Origin of the sequence: Corynebacterium sp. KPL4072, from assembly GCF_037908395.1 — a bacterium.
Lineage (GTDB): Bacteria > Actinomycetota > Actinomycetes > Mycobacteriales > Mycobacteriaceae > Corynebacterium > Corynebacterium kefirresidentii.
The window spans coordinates 147811-162075 of sequence record NZ_JBBMGE010000005.1; the positions used below are offsets into that span (position 1 = coordinate 147811).

16 protein-coding genes are annotated in these 14265 nt (G+C 59.5%); 10 read left to right on the plus strand and 6 right to left on the minus strand.

The window, feature by feature from the left end:
- Positions 1-10: 10 nt before the first annotated feature.
- The 3 genes from WMP97_RS06895 to WMP97_RS06905 form a co-directional block, all read right to left on the minus strand.
- Entirely contained in the window at positions 11-1207 is a 1197-nt protein-coding gene (locus WMP97_RS06895) for an HNH endonuclease signature motif containing protein (RefSeq protein ID WP_340440125.1), read from the minus strand.
- Positions 1208-1302: 95 nt separating this feature from the next.
- Entirely contained in the window at positions 1303-2103 is an 801-nt protein-coding gene (locus tag WMP97_RS06900; protein WP_340440126.1) for a PrsW family intramembrane metalloprotease, read from the minus strand.
- Complete coding sequence (locus WMP97_RS06905; protein WP_259824823.1) at positions 2100-2534, minus strand: hypothetical protein; 435 nt, start codon at positions 2532-2534, stop codon at positions 2100-2102. The genes WMP97_RS06900 and WMP97_RS06905 overlap by 4 nt, the downstream gene beginning before the upstream one ends.
- 118 nt (positions 2535-2652) lie before the next feature.
- On the opposite strand from WMP97_RS06905, the gene WMP97_RS06910 reads away from it, so the two are divergent.
- The 3 genes from WMP97_RS06910 to WMP97_RS06920 are packed head-to-tail and all read left to right on the plus strand — an operon-like array spanning position 2653 to position 4137.
- Entirely contained in the window at positions 2653-3015 is a 363-nt protein-coding gene (locus WMP97_RS06910; RefSeq protein ID WP_023020272.1) for a hypothetical protein, read from the plus strand.
- A complete protein-coding gene (locus WMP97_RS06915) occupies positions 3015-3854 on the plus strand; it encodes a hypothetical protein (RefSeq protein ID WP_023020273.1) in 840 nt (279 codons plus the stop codon). The genes WMP97_RS06910 and WMP97_RS06915 overlap by 1 nt, the downstream gene beginning before the upstream one ends.
- A complete protein-coding gene (locus WMP97_RS06920; protein WP_301732814.1) occupies positions 3832-4137 on the plus strand; it encodes a CHY zinc finger protein in 306 nt (101 codons plus the stop codon). The genes WMP97_RS06915 and WMP97_RS06920 overlap by 23 nt, the downstream gene beginning before the upstream one ends.
- On the opposite strand, the gene WMP97_RS06925 is transcribed toward WMP97_RS06920, so the two are convergent.
- Together WMP97_RS06925 and WMP97_RS06930 are read right to left on the minus strand one after the other, a co-directional pair.
- Positions 4134-4694: a hypothetical protein gene (locus WMP97_RS06925; RefSeq protein WP_445293085.1), complete on the minus strand. Its 561-nt coding sequence runs from the start codon at positions 4692-4694 to the stop codon at positions 4134-4136. The two genes, WMP97_RS06920 and WMP97_RS06925, sit on opposite strands and share 4 nt — an antisense overlap.
- Positions 4695-4716: 22 nt before the next feature.
- Positions 4717-6027: a M20/M25/M40 family metallo-hydrolase gene (locus WMP97_RS06930; protein WP_340440127.1), complete on the minus strand. Its 1311-nt coding sequence runs from the start codon at positions 6025-6027 to the stop codon at positions 4717-4719.
- Between the two features lie 77 nt (positions 6028-6104).
- Here WMP97_RS06930 and bioB point away from each other — a divergent pair, with 77 nt between their 5' ends.
- The 3 genes from bioB to WMP97_RS06945 are packed head-to-tail and all read left to right on the plus strand — an operon-like array spanning position 6105 to position 8291.
- Positions 6105-7085 carry a biotin synthase BioB gene (gene bioB, locus WMP97_RS06935; protein ID WP_034655643.1) on the plus strand — a complete coding sequence of 327 codons (981 nt, stop codon included), beginning with the start codon at positions 6105-6107 and terminating at the stop codon, positions 7083-7085.
- Positions 7085-7357 (plus strand): biotin synthase auxiliary protein BsaP, encoded by a 273-nt coding sequence (bsaP, locus tag WMP97_RS06940; RefSeq protein WP_340440128.1) that lies wholly within the window; start codon positions 7085-7087, stop codon positions 7355-7357. The genes bioB and bsaP overlap by 1 nt, the downstream gene beginning before the upstream one ends.
- A 10-nt stretch (positions 7358-7367) precedes the next feature.
- Positions 7368-8291: a Sir2 family NAD-dependent protein deacetylase gene (locus WMP97_RS06945; protein ID WP_340440129.1), complete on the plus strand. Its 924-nt coding sequence runs from the start codon at positions 7368-7370 to the stop codon at positions 8289-8291.
- On the opposite strand, the gene WMP97_RS06950 is transcribed toward WMP97_RS06945, so the two are convergent.
- Positions 8292-9281 carry a lipase family alpha/beta hydrolase gene (locus tag WMP97_RS06950; RefSeq protein ID WP_200288427.1) on the minus strand — a complete coding sequence of 330 codons (990 nt, stop codon included), beginning with the start codon at positions 9279-9281 and terminating at the stop codon, positions 8292-8294.
- A 535-nt stretch (positions 9282-9816) separates the two neighbouring features.
- Here WMP97_RS06950 and kdpF point away from each other — a divergent pair.
- The 4 genes from kdpF to WMP97_RS06970 are packed head-to-tail and all read left to right on the plus strand — an operon-like array spanning position 9817 to position 14253.
- Positions 9817-9912: a K(+)-transporting ATPase subunit F gene (gene kdpF, locus WMP97_RS06955; protein WP_005328272.1), complete on the plus strand. Its 96-nt coding sequence runs from the start codon at positions 9817-9819 to the stop codon at positions 9910-9912.
- A complete protein-coding gene (gene kdpA, locus WMP97_RS06960) occupies positions 9909-11624 on the plus strand; it encodes a potassium-transporting ATPase subunit KdpA (protein ID WP_340440130.1) in 1716 nt (571 codons plus the stop codon). Before kdpF ends, kdpA begins: the two co-directional genes overlap by 4 nt.
- Positions 11621-13684, plus strand: a complete 2064-nt coding sequence (gene kdpB, locus WMP97_RS06965) for a potassium-transporting ATPase subunit KdpB (protein ID WP_340440131.1) — start codon at positions 11621-11623, stop codon at positions 13682-13684. The genes kdpA and kdpB overlap by 4 nt, the downstream gene beginning before the upstream one ends.
- A 17-nt stretch (positions 13685-13701) precedes the next feature.
- Positions 13702-14253: a potassium-transporting ATPase subunit C gene (locus tag WMP97_RS06970; protein ID WP_239206733.1), complete on the plus strand. Its 552-nt coding sequence runs from the start codon at positions 13702-13704 to the stop codon at positions 14251-14253.
- The last annotated feature ends 12 nt before the right edge of the window (positions 14254-14265 follow it).

Consider the following 14265-nt stretch of genomic DNA (forward strand, 5'->3'; position numbering starts at 1 on the left):
GCTGGTGGAATTATTCCTCCTCCCTAGGGGTGGTTTTCTGCTGGCGCATGAGTTCTTGGGCCTCTTCATATGCTCGGGCGCGGTGGGCAGTCATGGTTTGAGCAAAGGTCTGCACCCAATTCTTGTTCTTGGGTGCCAGCGGGCCGGAGGGCTCCGTGGCGGTCCAGGTTCCATCCTCAAAAAGCCAGATGATGTCGCGCGTATGTGGATCCATGACATAGAAAGCACGACCATCGGTCTTCACATTGTGATGGTGCTGGCAGAGGCAGGCCAAGTTAGACGGAGTGGTCGGGCCACCGTCCGCGTGGTTGATGCGGTGGTCCTTCTGGCAGACCGTGGCCGGGCGATTGCAGCCGGGGTAGCGGCAGGTGCCGTCAAATCCTTCTAAGTACGCAGCCATGGCCGCCGGGGTGACGTAGCCCTTGACCTCCTGGTTAGGATCCATCTCTCGGATTTTGGTGTAGGGCAGCGCATTCGAGCGCGCCGGGTCGAGCCAGCCCACGGATTCAATAAACGCCGGGGAATTGGGCACGTCGGTGGCTTTATAGGCGTTGAGGATGATTTCGGGGGCTTGGGTGCGGCCGGTGAGGAGCGCAACGGCGGCGTCGGCAAGCGAGCAATCTAACTCTAGCGCGGTCTGCCGGATGCACTTATCGACGCTCGCGATAACCGCCGGGTCCGCGCTCAAAGTCACCGCTGAGGTGTTATCGCCCCAGTTCTCCATGGTGTAGCGCGGTTGGGTGGGGCCCTGGGTGACTGCCAACGTGTCATCCGCGAGGTTGATGAGTTCGTTGAGCTTGCGCTTAATCTGCGCCTGCGTACGCATAGTCTGGTTCGGCCGGGTAGGGGTGAGGTAGGTGGTGAGCTGCTCATCGATCCGCTCCACCACCTTAGGGGTCGGGTTGCCTAAGCGGTTGAGGGACTTATTAATGGCAATAATCCGGTCGAGGTCTAAGTGATAGAGGCGGTGCTGCAGCGCCTGGAGCTTGGGAAGCTCCTCCAAGCGATGCAGCGCCATGAGGATATGGTTAATCCGGCCTTCATTGACGCCGGTGGTGCGGTAGAGGGATTGGGTGACTAATTCGAAATCAGAATCGAGATCGGGCACTTGGTTCACCCAGAACTCGTATTCCGCCTTTCGCATTTCAAAGGCTGAGCGTGTGGTGGGGTCGGTGGTGTTGGTCGTGGAAAAGTAGGGTTCTTCCATGGCGCATCGTACCTAAATTATCGTGTAAACTTGTGTACGATTCACACCTTATAACACCCCTCGGACACGAGCCTTTTCCTTCGTATTTTCGCAGCTCAACAGCTATATTCTGGATCCTTGGTGGGCAGAGTAATTTCGCTTCTTTGTGCCGCATATCTCCTATCTTGCTTGCGTATGAAACGCAGGCCCCAAATAACCAGTGTCCACGTGATGAGGGCGATAAGGAGAATGGTCACCGGCCAATCACCCGCAATGATGGTCGAGGCATTGAATAGGGTATGCAGGGCGATGGCGGCCAGCCAGAATCCGGCCACCTGCCAGTATCCGTGGCGTACCCCCGCATAGAGCTTGCCGACGCCCCATGCCGCAACCCCCGTATACAGCGCATGGCTAAAGGCGCCAGTGAAGAATCGTCCGATACCGGTAATGATGACGCCCCAGAGGTCGCCGTCCAAGTTATCGATGGCCGCGTTGAGGATGAACGGCACATTTTCCATGGCATCAAAACCAAGGCCTACCGCCATGCCGATCGCGGCGGCTTGGTAGGGATGCTTCACGTTTCCAAAAGCCGCAATAATAATAACGACGCCGAGGAGCTTGATGGTTTCTTCCGGAAGCGGCGAGTAGAAGGCCGCGTCTAGGTGGGTGAGCCCCAGCTTGTCCGAGATCCCCACCATCTGATCGTTGAGGCTCACCACCACCGGCTGGGCGAGCGCACCCCATAGGATGCCCTGCCACATCGGCCGCGGCCTAAACCACCAGAATCCCAGACCGAGTGTCAGGCCAGCGCAGATGAGCGCACCGATGAGCCCCACCTCGGTAAACCGGCGATCAACAAAGAAAAAGCCGGAAACTACCAGGCCGAAAGCGATAGATAGCCAGTACAGATTCTTCATGCCTTTTCTACCTCCTGGGCAAGTTCTGCAGCGCGAGGTCCGTGCAAGGAGAGGAACGTGGTGGGGCCATCGCCCTCAATGCTGATGGCTACGAGGTCGCCATCGCTAAGCGTGCGCTTATCCCCGTCGCGGTCGATGTCTCCTTCCGGCATGGCCGTACCTTCCCTCATTGCCCGGAGGTACCGGCGGGTGGCTTGGTCTTTGTCCTGTACGCCGACTTCTTTAGCGCGGATCTGGGTGCCGTCACAGTCCCAGCGCGGCTCGGCAGTGGTGGAGCCATCTTCTTCCGTGCAGGATAATCCGGGGATGCGCGCCTGGCCGGCCTGCACCTCAGAGGTGGGGTTGTCGTATATATCTGGCAGGAGTGCATTGGTGCCGTAGATGGCACCAAAAATCACGCCTGCCGCGAGGATGAGTGGTGTGCTTTTCATGTACTCAACGCTAAGTATGCCCTGCTCATCGCGGTATCCTCCGCGGGGAGGATTAAGCCGGACGTAGGGAGGATTTCTCCTCCATAAGTTCTGCCAAGCCCTGTGATAGGTTGGGTGAGTGTTTGAGGAGCTAGAAGAAGCGGAAACGAAAGACGAGCCCAGCCGCGCCTGGTGGCAATGGTGGGCACCCATCGCCATGGTCACGGTTTTCATCGTTGTTCCGCCCGCCGTCTACCACCTTGTTTCCGGCCTTATCCTGCTCATCCTCATGGCCGTGCTGACGGTGATCATTGCTCTTGTCGACGGCGCCACTTTCCGCGCCTCTTGGACCATCTTCTGTGTGGCTGGGCTGGCCTATTTTGCCGCCATGTCCCTGTATTTCAATGAGGGAACGTGGATTTACCTCCCAGTGTTTGTTTTCTTGGCATGGGCTGCGAGCAAGCTAGGTGCCGTGGTGGGCTCCAAGGCAGGGAAGAGCTAATGGAGACCTGGCGCCTAGAGCACCCCGAGGTGGGCACTATCGAGGTGCAGCGCGGATACGATGCCGAGTTCGCTGAGCTAGGTGAGTGGCCGAAGAAGGCGAAGGACTATACCCCGGTTCCAGGCGATGCCTCCCTCCCCGAACGGCTCCGGTTGTGGCGGAAGAATCCCAGCCCGCGCCTGCAGATTGTGGTCAACGGTCAGGTACGCAGCCGCCACGATCGGCCTCGTGCGGGCCGGTATTCGCTTAAAAAGAAGATAGAAAAAGACCTCACCCTTTTTGAGAACTCCGCCTCGCGCAGCAAACCTTATCTGGATATCCAAGCCTCTCCCTTTGGCGAGCTTTTAGACGTCTATTACCGCAATGGTGAGGAGGCAGTTGCCCTCGATCCACCGGCCCGCTCACTAGGAGAAAAGCGCCGCAAGGCCATGGAGGAAAGCTCCTTTAAGCGGGTGTTGTATCCGCTCCTGGGCGGCTTGGGAAAGTCCGGCTGGGCCATAGGCGTGATCGTGCTTGGTCCGATCATTAGCCGCATCTTGTCTCGGTTATTGCCGGATTGGGAGCTGCCAGATATCGACCTGCCGGATATCGCGCTCCCAGTGCCGGAGTTGCCGCAGATTGAGCTGCCCGTGCCGAATATTGACTTCAATATTGACATCGATCCGCCCGATTGGCTCGTATTCTTGATGGATTACAGCAAGGTGTGGGTGCCGATCATCATTGCCATTGTGGTGGGTATTCAGGCAGTGCGCAATGCCAAGAAGTCTGAAGAAAAGAAGCAGCAGTGGCAGCAGGGTGGCGCGTATGCTGACGGCCATGAAGATTCACGGCGCGATTGATGCGGAAGGCCGGTGCAAGCATTGGCATTCCCCGTTGGACGTGGTGGCCAATAAGTGTGCCACCTGCGGGAAGTATTTTGCTTGCGCGTTGTGCCACGCCGAACTCACTGACCATGAGTTTGGTCCCATGCTTGCCGACGCCCCCTCAGTCCTCTGCGGCGCCTGCCGCACCGAGATGAACTACCACGCTTATTCCGCCGTGCCTGCCTGTCCCCACTGCGGGCATAAATTTAATCCCGGCTGCAGCGCGCATGCCGGGATCTATTTTCAGCTAGACCGCTAGAAAGAAGACAGTTGCTGTAGCTGCTGGATTTGCGGAATCTGCGGCAGCTGGAATTGGGATACAGCGTTTTGGGCAATCTTGGCCGCATCCGGGATGCGGAAGGTCTGGCCCAAGAACGGGACGTCGACAGTCGGCTGGCCAGGGATGGTGCCCAGCTCGATGACCTTGGTGTTCTTGGCTGGCGCTGGGGACGGAGCCGGAGCCGGCTTTGGTGCGGGAGCATTGCCGCGCTGGCCGCCAGTGTTGACCGGCTTGCCCTGGCCAGTAGTGCCGTTTAGGCCGCAGCGGGCAATAGCCTCGTCCATGCGGCCGATGGCGTCGCGAACCTCGTTGCCGCGTGGGTGCACGGTGGCAACGGCGAGGGCCTGGGACTTCTTCTGGTTGTAGTCAGCGGAGTTGGTCCAGTATTGCTTCGCCTGGGAGCAGGAAATCTGGCCGGCAGGCATCTTGGCTAGGATGTTGTCAACGGCGTCGGCATGGGCAGCGGCAGGGGCGGCGAGGGTTACGGTCAGGGCGGTAGCTGCAGATAGCAGCGCGGACTTACGTGCAAAGCTCATGCCAGCTATCTTGCCACACTTGTTATGCCTGTGACAGGCCAAGGAAGCGATTAACCAGGCTGCGGTAAGCGCGCACGGTGAGCTTCAGATCCTCCAAGTAGAGATGCTCGTCGTGGCTGTGCAGCTGTGAATTGGCGCTGGCCATATCGCGGCCCTCGGTGTGCATGGCAAAGCCATAGGCGTTGCCACCCTTGCGCCGAGCAAAGCGCAGATCCGAGCCGCCGGTGGCGTGAACTGGGACGACGGCCTTATCAGGGAAGAATTCCTTGGAGGTGGCCTCAATGGCGCGCCACAGCTCGGTATCGGTGGAGGATTGCGTGGCATCTTCAGTAATGAGGTGTTCGATTTCTACCTCATCGGCCATGTCTCCAAGCGCGCTGCGCAGGAAGTCATCCAGATCCTCTTGGGTCTGGCCGGGGAAGGGGCGCACATCCATTTCCAGGTAGGCATGTGAAGGCAGCACGTTAATGGCGCCGCCGGCGCGCAGGACGGTCTCGGCGATGGTGGTATGGCTAAAGGCATGCGCGTAGGCGTCGAGGTTGCCGAACTTGGAGTAGTCACCGGTGCCGTCGATAAGCTCTTGCTCGGTCTGGGGGTCAAATTTGAAGGTGCGCACGAAGCCCTCCCAGATCTCATTGGAAGCCGTGGGCGGCTCAGCGGCGGCGATGCGGCGGGCCACCTCACCGATCTTTACGATGGCAAAGTCCTTGCCATAAGGGGTGGAGCCATGGCCGGCATCGCCATGTACGTGCAGGCGGCGCTGGCCGGCGCCCTTTTCACCCACGTTGAAACCCACCGCGCCGGGCAGGTGGCTGCCGCCGGTTTCAGATAAGCAGTTCTTCCAGGAAAAGGCATCGGGGTGGTTTTCGGACATAAAGCGCACGCCGAGACCGCCGCGGGCCTCTTCATCGGCCATGCCGACGAAGGCAAGGGTGCCGCCCGTATTGCCGGTGCGGGCGACTTCGCGCGTGACGGCGGCCATGGTGGCGGTAATAAATAGCATGTCTACGGAACCGCGGCCGTAGAGCTTGCCGTCCTCGATGAGCGCCTCGAAGGGAGGCTTGGTCCATTTAGGTTCGTCGACGGGGACGACGTCTGTATGCCCCATGAGGGTGAGCGGTTCTTTGTCCGGATCGCCGGGGACGGTCACGACGATGGAAACGCGGCCTGGGTGGGACTCGAAGCGCTCAATCTGCACGTCTTCGCCCGCGAAGAATTTTTCTAAACTATCCGCATTGCGTACCTCGTGACCGGAGTCCGGCGTGAGGTCGTTTACGCAGGCATTGCGGATAAGTTCTTGGAGGAGGGAGAGGGTGTCATCATAAAGCGTCATGCTATCGAGCCTAACGCTGGGAAAAATTTTATGTGATTTTAACCAAAGCTGAACGCTGTTCAAGTATGGTTCACACCATGAGCATTATTGACATCGCCCGTGAAAAAGCGCTGGAGCAAGGCAAAGGCCTGAACCAGGAAGAACTACTGCAAGTACTACAGGTCCCGGATTCCCAATTGGAGGAGATCGCCGATATCGCCCACCAGACCCGCCTGAAGTGGTGTGGTCCAGACGTATCGGTGGAAGGCATTATCTCCATTAAAACTGGCGGCTGCCCAGAGGATTGCCACTTCTGTTCTCAGTCCGGCCTCTTCGAGTCCCCAGTGCGCGCCGTGCGCCTCAACATCCCGGAGTTGGTGGAGGCGGCGCAGAAGACCGCCAAGACCGGTGCTACTGAGTTCTGCATCGTCGCTGCGGTGAAGTCCCCGGATGATCGTTTGCTGGACCAGGTAGGCGAGGCGATTGCCGCGATTAATGACGCCGTCGATATCGAGATTTCCTGCTCCCTGGGCACCCTGACCCGCGAGCAGGCGCAGCGCCTAAAGGACATGGGCGCGCAGCGTTATAACCACAACCTGGAGACGTCCCGTTCCTTCTTCCCCAATGTGGTCACCACCCACACCTGGGAGGAACGCAAGCAGACCCTCGACTATGTACGCGAGGTAGGCATGGAGGTTTGCTGCGGCGGCATCATCGGCATGGGCGAGTCCTTGGAACAGCGCGCCGAGTTCGCCGCGCAGCTGGCAGAGATTGACCCGTGCGAGGTGCCGATGAACTTCCTTGACCCGCGCCCGGGCACCCCATTTGCGGATCGCCCGCTGGTTCCACTGGGTGAAGGCCTGCGCGCCGTGGCGGCATTCCGCTTGGCTATGCCGTCTACCACCTTGCGCTTTGCCGGCGGCCGCGAGCTTTCGCTTGGCGACGACGGCACGGAGCGCGGCCTCCTCGGCGGCATCAACGCCATCATTGCCGGCAACTACCTGACCACCCTGGGCCAGCAGATTGAAAAGGATGTGGACATGTTGAACCGCATCGATCTGCCGATTAAGGCCCTGTAGTGGCTGGTCTATCCGCGCCGACTTCCGAATTGGCCGCTGCCGTCCTAGCTGGGGAAGAACCAATTTTCCATCCGAATACCGGCAAGCCGATTGAGGAGGTCTTTACGCTGCACCCCGCTGCCGCCGCGGGCCTCGATGTGCCGCGCTACTGCCAAATTTGTGGCCGGCGCATGGTGGCCCAGGTACGCCCCGATGGCTGGCATACCAAGTGCTCGCGCCACGGGGAGCTGGATTCGGAGTGGCTATACGTAGAGCACTTGCCCGAAAGCTAGCATCGGGAGCATGGATCCAGCCGTTTCCCTTGCTCATCAGTCCGCGCTGCGCTCGATCGCCCGAGTGGTAGAGGAATCGGCGCCGCATACGGAGCCGGGGAGGGCTTTGGGGGACGTCGTCAAGCAGCTGCGCGAGGGCCCAGTGATGGTGCTAACGGGGGCTGGGGTGTCGACGGAGTCGGGCGTGCCGGATTATCGAGGGCCGCGCGGCTCGTTGAGTAGGCACCGGCCGATGACCTATCAGGAATTTCGCCACGACCCGGCCGCGAGCCATAGGTATTGGGCCCGCAGCTTTGTGGGCTGGCGAGTCATGGATTCCGCGGCGCCGAATCGCACGCACTACGCGCTCGTGGAACTGGAACGCGCCGGGCTGGTTAATGGCGTGGTTACCCAAAACGTTGATGGACTGCATAAACAGGCCGGGACCGCGAACTTGGTGGCGCTGCATGGCGATATGGAAACCGTCGTGTGCCTGATGTGCGGATATCGGGAGGCGCGGACGCATTTCGATGCGCGTTTGGCCGCAGCAAATCCGAGGTACTTGGAGCGCCTAGTGGTGGAGGCGGACCAAGTGAATCCGGATGGTGACGTGACCCTGGATGAGGCCGCCGTGGCAGCGTTTCGCATGGCCGGATGCGAGAGCTGTGGATCGGAATTATTGAAACCAGACGTCGTCTACTTTGGCGAGTCCGTGCCGGCTGAGCGCCGCGATGCCGCCTTTGCCGTGTTGGGACAGGCGCGCTCGCTGCTGGTGGCTGGGTCCTCTCTTGCGGTGATGAGTGGGTATCGCTTTGTGCTGGAGGCAAAGAAGCAGGGCAAGCGCGTAGCCGTCATCAATGGCGGCCCCGGCCGGGGTGATCAGAAGGTGGATACGCTGTGGCGCACGCAGGTGGGCCCAGCCTTTGACGCGGTCCTTGATGAGCTGGAGCTCTAACTAGCGGGGGATAGTCTCTACTAATTCCAAGATGGTGCGCACGATGGCATGGACGCGCTTATCCATGGGCATATCTTCGTGCATGACCACTGCTCGGCGGTCGAAGTCTTGGACATAAATATTTCGCACGGTGCCCTCTGCGACGCCGCGGGGATCAAGGAAGCAGGTTTCGGGTGGGACCACGACGGCATCAGACCGTGTGGCAATGCAGGTATAGCTCACGCCAGATTCCAAGTCGCCATCGCGATTGGCCTCGCGTAGCGCTTCGCTGCCGACAATTTGGTCCATTCCCGCCGGCCCAAACCAGCCATCGATGACGGAGCGCATTACCGCCTCTTGGCGCGGGGTGCGAATGAGGCGGCTGACGATACCGCCGTAGGTAGTTCCGTGGTTTGGCGCGCTGATGCACATCAGGTGGAGGACATGCTCGGCGCCGCCAATCATGCGCATCCAATAGCGGGCGAGGAGCCCGCCCTGCGAGTGGCCGATGAGGATGACCTTGTTCGCGCCGGTGACCATGCGCACGGTGCGGATATAGGCATCGAGTTGCTCGGCGGATTCTGCAAGGGGTTGGGTGGCGCGGCGGCCGTAGTCAGGGGCGAAGACCGCCCAGCCGTCTTGGCGCAGCTCATTGCCGAGGATTTGCCATACGCCCTTGGTATCGCAGGTGCCGTGGATGAGGATGACCGGCCAGGGGCGTTGTGCGGTAGGACGTGCGCCCCAGTCATCTTCGAAGATCCCACGTGGCTTCATGCGTGCGCCTAGCGGGAGGGTGGCGGCCGCATCGGCGTCGAGGGCGGTATCGCCGGGGCTGGTTTTGACCTTTTGCGCTTTGATGAGGTCCGCAATCTCGGCCGCGACCTCCTCGCGCAGTGCCGTGGCTTCGGCAGGGGAGGCGACACCGCGACGCGGGGAATCGGTCAATTCCTTCTCGCTGGCACGCCAGAATTTGCGGAGTTGTTCGGAAATAGTGGATTTCAACTCAGCCATGGTTCCGGATTGTACTCGTTATTGCAGGTTAACTGTGTTTTTGTCAGGAGTTAAGAAATTTATGGGCAAACCCTTGACCATCCTACGAAAGGTTTATAAACTTAGGCTTGCCTAATCACGGGCGGTGCTTGCAGGAGGGTGCGCTCCATTCCCTCCTTGGGTACCGAGAGATTAGTCATGGGGAGAAGGCCCGCCGATGCGCTGTCGGCGGGCCTTCGTTGTGGATAAGGGGCGGTTCCCGGCCTGAAGAAAAGGTGGCGGAAAAGGGGTGTAAAGGAAATATAAAAATTGCGAGCGAGAGGCGTAAAGATAGCGCAAAGATTGCCTAGGGCAGCGGGGGTGTGGTCCTAACGTTTGTGCGTAGCAGGTGCTGCCTTGGTACCGGCACCTGGCAGGCATACCTGTCAGGCACAGGAAAGTTTCACTCGCACAAGGGGGTTTCCCACATGTTAGACATCGTGGCAATCCTGATAGCCATCCTGACGGTTGGCTGTCCCTCCGTCCTCAACGAGCTTCTGGACGGTGACGCATAACCATGAACACCATTACAGCGGTCATTGGCCTCGTCATTGTTGTGGCGTTGGTGACCTACCTCATCATTTCCTTAGTTGATCCGGAGCGTTTCGCATGATCGCCGGCATTGGGGCGGTGTTACCGCAGTTCCTCGCCCTCGTCGTCTTGCTCGCGGCGGCATATGTTCCTTTGGGCAACTGGATCGCACGCAGCTACACCTCTGACAAGGACTGGGCGATAGAGCGTGCGGTGTATAAGGTCCTGCGCGTTGACCCAAACCGCGGGCATAACAGCAAGAATTACAGCCGTGCATTGCTTGGTTTCAGCTTGGCATCCGTACTCGTTCTTTACGCGGTGCAGCGCCTACAAACCGTTTTGCCTAGCTTTGGCAATTCCCGCTCCGTAGCGGTGGAACCGTGGATGGCGTTCAATACGGCGGCGTCATTCGTGTCCAATACCAACTGGCAGTCCTATTCGGGCGAAGAAACCCTGAGCAATGCTGCGCAGATGCTTGGCCTGACCGTCCAGAACTTCGCCTCCGCGGCTGTTGGCATGTGTGTGGCGGTTGCGCTCATTCGCGGTATCGGTCACTTGGGATATAGCCGTGACAAGCTGGGCACTGAGAGCGGACAGCACCTCATCGGAAATTTCTGGGTTGACCTCACCCGCGGTTTGGTGCGCATTCTTTTGCCGCTTTCTCTATTGATTTCCTTCGTCCTCATCTTGGGCGGAACCATGCAAACCTTCGGGTCTAACCTGGTGAGCTCCGCGGGCGTGGATATTCCGCGCGCTCCGGTAGCTAGCCAGGAGGCAATTAAACTGCTGGGAACCAATGGTGGTGGCATCTTCGGTGCCAACTCGGCGCACCCTTTTGAGAACCCCACTGGTTTTACCAACCTCGTGGAAATCTTTTCTTTGCTGGTTATCTCTTTCTGCTTTATCCGTGCCTATGGGGTAATGCTGAAATCGCAAAAACATGCCTGGACCCTGCTTGGCGTCATCGGCGGCATTTGGACCGTTATGGTTGCCTTGGTGGTATGGGCGCAGCACACTACCACCGGTGCGGCAGCTCAGGCTGCGGGCGGCAACTTGGAGGGCATCGAACAGCGCCTAGGTATTGACGCTTCCGCACTCTTTGCGGTGTCTACTACGGGCACTTCTACCGGTGCGGTCGATTCGATGCACGATAGCTATTCACCATTGGGTGGCGGCTTGTTGATCCTCAATATGCTCCTAGGCGAAATTGCACCAGGCGGCGTGGGCACTGGCCTCTACGGTCTGCTGATGGTAGCAATCCTCGCCGTATTTATCGGCGGCCTGCTCGTTGGGCGCACCCCGGAGTTTATGGGCAATAAGGTCGGCCGCAAGGAAATCTCCGCGGTGAGCCTGTACATCCTCACCATGCCGGTCCTCGTCCTGGTAGGCGTGGGCGCATCGGTGGCTCAGCGCAAGCTGGTGGAGCTTTCCGCGACCAACTACGGCGCGCCGGGAACCCCGGATAACGCGCACGGTCTCTCCGAGGTGCTTTATGCCTTTACCTCGGCGTCGAATAATAACGGCTCGGCCTTCGCGGGCCTGACGGTAACCGAGCCCTGGTGGCAAGTCACCCTCGGTATCGCCATGCTGCTGGGCCGCTTCCTCCCCATCGTTTTCACCCTGTACTTGGCGGGCAGCCTAGCCGGTCAACGCCGGCAGGCCACTACCGCCGGCAGCTTGCCGACGTCCGGTGTGACCTTCGCGCTGCTTACCATCGGCGTCATTGTGTTGGTCGCCGCCCTTACCTTCTTCCCCGTTCTTACCTTGGGTCCCATTTCGGAGGCACTCTTATGACAACACCAACTATGACCACTGAGCAACGCACTCCCCAGCGCTCTGCCACCAAAAACAGTGGGTTGGCTGCGGCAGCGTTTAAATCGTTGCCGCACAAGATGTCCCCGCTCGCCCAAGCCCGCAACCCCGTCATGTTCGTGGTGTGGGTAGGCGCCGCGCTGACTACCCTGTGGTCCATCTTTAGCCCCAGCGTTTATGGCTGGGTGGTGACCGTATGGTTGTGGTTTACCATTGCGTTCGCCGCGTTTGCTGAGGCATATGCCGAAGGCCGCGGTAAAGCCCAAGCGGATAGCTTGCGCGCCGTGCGCGATGACGCCACCGCTAACCTGGTCACCGATGGCGGCATCGAGGTCATTGCCGCTTCTGAGCTCACCAAAGGCGCCATCGTGCGCGTGGAGGCCGGAGAGACTATCCCGGGTGACGGCGACGTCATTGAAGGTGCGGCAACCGTCGATGAATCTGCCATTACCGGCGAGTCTGCTCCCGTGGTTCGCGAGGCCGGTGGAGATCGTTGTGCTGTGACCGGCGGTACCGTGGTCTTGTCTGATTCCATCCTGGTACAGATCACCTCGGAGCCGGGATCTACCTTCGTCGATACGATGATTGCCTTGGTGGAGGGAGCGGAGCGCCGCAAGACCCCGAATGAGATCGCGCTGAGCATCCTCCTGTCTACCCTGACTATCCTCTTCCTCATTGCGGTTACCGCACTGGCCCCAATGGGGTTGTTTACCGGCGCGGAGCTCTCGCCGCTCTCGCTGGTAGCTCTGTTGGTCTGCCTCATCCCAACCACCATCGCTGCCCTGCTATCCGCGGTGGGAATCGCGGGAATGAACCGCCTCGTGCACCACAATGTTCTGGCTACGTCCGGACGAGCGGTGGAGGCGGCGGGCGACGTAGCGACCCTACTCATGGATAAAACCGGCACCATCACCTATGGCAACCGGCAGGCTACCGGGCTTATCGTTGCGCGCGGTGTCGATGAGCAGGAAGCTGCGGAGATAGCCCGCGTTGCTTCGGTTGCCGATGAGACCCCGGAGGGTCGCTCCATCGTGTCGTGGTTGACCGAAAACTACCACCTTTCTGCCGAAGCAGGAGAGGAAGAAAAGACCGCTGAGGTCATTCCATTTAGCGCTTCTACCCGCATGTCTGGGCTTGACCTCAGAGGCCGAAAACTACGTAAGGGTGCAGGCGATGCTGTGCGCCGGTGGGTAACTGAAGCAGGTGGCGACTGGCCACAAGAAATTGCAGACTCCGTGACCCAGATTGCAGAAGGTGGTGGAACCCCGCTGCCAGTTGCTGTGGAAGAATCCGACGGCACCCGCAGGGTTATTGCGGTGGTGCAGCTCAGTGACGTCGTCAAGCCGGGCATGGCGGAGCGCTTCGCCGAACTGCGCCAGATGGGCATCAAAACCATCATGGTGACCGGCGATAACCCGTTGACGGCAGCGGCCATTGCGAAAGAGGCAGGCGTCGATGATTACATCGCGGAGGCCACCCCGGAAGACAAGCTGGCCAGGATCCGCGAGGAACAGGCGCACGGCCGCATGGTCGCTATGACCGGTGACGGTACCAACGATGCGCCGGCGCTGGCGCAGGCGGACGTGGGTGTGGCCATGAATACTGGTACCTCTGCAGCGAAGGAAGCCGCCAATATGGTGGACTTGGATTCTGATCCGACCAAGCTTATCGATGTCGTGCGCATTGGCAAGCAGTTGCTCATCACCCGTGGGGCGCTTACCACCTTCTCTTTGGCTAATGACTTAGCGAAGTACTTCGCCATTTTGCCGGCCCTGTTTTCTACCCAGCTTCCGCACCTCGAGCGCCTCAACGTGATGCACCTGCACTCGCCGCAATCCGCCATTGTGTCTGCAGTCGTATTCAACGCGCTCATCATCGTTGCTCTTATCCCATTGGCGCTCAAGGGCGTGGCCTATAAGCCGGCCTCCGCCTCGTCCCTGCTACGCCGTAACCTGGGCATTTGGGGACTGGGCGGCGTGATCACCCCATTCCTAGGCATCTGGCTCATTGACCAGGTAGTCAACCTGCTTCCAGGTATGTAGAAAAAGAAGGACCAAAAATGCGTGTCTATTTTCGTAACCTCGCCGCTGGATTCGTAGCCGTACTATTGTGCGTTATCGCACTGGGAATGATTTATCCCGCTGCCGTGTGGGGAATCTCCCGCATCAAGCCGGACTCCGCCGAGGGCAACCTCATTTACCAAGGTGATTGCCTAGCTGGCTCGACCCAGCTGCAAGATGGTCAGACCGAAGGCCCGTACTTCTTCCCCCGTTCCGAAGGCATGAGCAATTACGGCGCTAGTAGCTCCGAGCTAGAAAAAGCCGTGCAGGAGCGGCGCGGGGACATCGCCAAGCGTGAAGGCGCCGCTCCAGAAGATGTTCCCACCGATGCGGTAACCGGTTCCGGCTCTGGTGTCGACTCTGGCATTAGCCCTGCGTACGCTGAACTACAGGCTCCACGTGTCGCTCGAGAGCAGGGGATAAGCACCGAAGAAGTGCGAAGCCTCATCGAGGACAACACGGAGCATGCCAGCCTCGGGTTCCTGGGCGAAGACGCAGTTAACGTCACTACTCTCAACCGAGCGCTGCCCAATCCACCGTCCTGCTCATAAGATGAGTGCCAT